Here is a 1,625-nt window from a genome sequence, read left to right as displayed (position 1 = left end):
GAAATACGCGAAACGGGGTTGTTCTATCTTTAAATTTAATTACGCAACAAAGCCTTGCTGAACTGCTAAATAACAATATTGGTGTGAATTTACCGATTTACTTACATCGTCACCAAAATGGTGATTGGGGAAATGTCTGTGTTGAAGATAAACTTACCAATGATGAAGCCACCAAGATAGGCGAGCGGGTTTTATCCAGTTACACCATTTGTAATGAACAAGTCTGGATAATTACCAAGCGTGATCGTAGTTGCACTACGATTTTGCTCCCGAATGAATATTGATGACGTCAATTCACGCGATATAATGGAGTTCCTTTGGACTCCATTTTTTAGTTTATGAAAAAATCAATCTTATTATTGTCGGTATTTCCAAGTGTTGGGTATTCGTTTTGTTTTGATGAAGCAGGACAACATTATAATGTTGCTCCAGCTTTGCTGCGAGCGATAGCACAAGTTGAAAGCAGTCTTGATCCTAATGCTTATAACGAAAACAAAAATAAAAAAGGTCAAGTAACCAGTCGTGACTTTGGACTCATGCAAATTAACTCTATTTGGTTTCCTCGATTGGCTGAATTTAATGTCAATAAAGCCAATATTTATGAACCTTGTTTTAATGTTTCATTAGGTGCGTGGGTATTAAGTTCTAACTTTGCGAGTCATGGTTATTATTGGAACAGTGTCGGCGCTTATAATGCGGGTTTTTCCAAACGCACCGAGAACACCAGAAAAATATACATCCAAAAAGTCCAATCGGTTTATTTTAAGATGAACGTTCAATAAAAGGATTTGCACCATAATGGTGCGAGGTCTTTAGCTTTTCCTCTCGCTTTCTTCCTTCAATTTCCAGATCCCCCGCATCCCTCGTTCGTCAGATTCATTCGCCACCTGGTCGGCTTTTGTCTTTCGCTGTCAGTTTTTCCCGTCGCTTTGATTAAGGAACTCAGATCATTCGTTCTGAGTTGTTGGTTAGTTGAGTTGGTGACCACACACCACGTCATAATCTGGCGATTATGGGTGGTTGTCTGTTGTAAATTATTGAAATTTATCAGTATTGAGTTTTTGTTTTTTAGTGTTATGGCATGTTTGACAGCGTTCTACGGTTCAAAAGTGCCCCTGTAAACAGGAGCTTGAAATGGAAAAAATATCTCTTACTCAGCGATTTGTCGAGCGCGTTAAACCGACTTCGACCACAAAAGAATACTATGATTCCAAGGTGTCTACGTTGTATTTACGAGTCTACCCGTCAGGGAGGTGCGTGTTTTTCGTTCGTTTTCAGCACAACGGATTGAGGCAAAATCATAAGCTAGGTTGCACGTTAGATTACTCATTACGTCAAGCAAGACGAGAAGCCTTGCGGCTTGTTCAGCAGGTACGCAGTCCGAAAAAGGAAATATTGCCCTCCATAACGCTGAAGGCGTTCGGCCAAGAGTTTTTTAAGCGTTATCCTCGTCATTGGAAACCTCGCACTTTGAAAAAGAACGAAAGTGCCTTTCGTCTTCAGATCGCCCCTTATCTTGGAGATAGGGAAGTACAATCTATTGTTCGAAATGATGTTGAGCAGTGGTTTGCCCAGTTAAGCCATGTGAAAGGCTCAGCCAACCAAGCGTTAGTGTTGCTGTCGGT

3 protein-coding genes are annotated in these 1,625 nt (G+C 40.7%); all 3 read left to right on the top strand.

Going from position 1 to position 1,625, the window contains the following annotated elements:
- Nucleotides 1-284 (top strand): hypothetical protein (locus tag ACED25_RS23345; RefSeq protein ID WP_371696257.1); only part of this gene is annotated, 284 nt, incomplete at its 5' end.
- A 54-nt stretch (nucleotides 285-338) separates the two neighbouring features.
- Nucleotides 339-782 (top strand): lytic transglycosylase domain-containing protein, encoded by a 444-nt coding sequence (locus ACED25_RS23340; protein ID WP_017098615.1) that lies wholly within the window; start codon nucleotides 339-341, stop codon nucleotides 780-782.
- A gap of 352 nt (nucleotides 783-1,134) precedes the next feature.
- Nucleotides 1,135-1,625, top strand: a 491-nt coding sequence (locus tag ACED25_RS23335; RefSeq protein ID WP_371696255.1) for an integrase arm-type DNA-binding domain-containing protein, incomplete at its 3' end; no start/stop codon positions are given.

The organism is Vibrio sp. 1F263, assembly GCF_041439035.1.
GTDB classification, from domain to species: Bacteria; Pseudomonadota; Gammaproteobacteria; order Enterobacterales; family Vibrionaceae; genus Vibrio; species Vibrio tasmaniensis_A.
Note: the sequence above shows the minus strand (reverse complement) of the source record. Positions and strands in the feature narration are given on the sequence as shown.

What these genes read in the sequence shown, in the direction of transcription:
- ACED25_RS23340 (WP_017098615.1), top strand. Translation starts at nt 339, where the DNA reads ATGAAAAAATCAATCTTATTATTGTCGGTATTTCCAAGTGTTGGGTAT.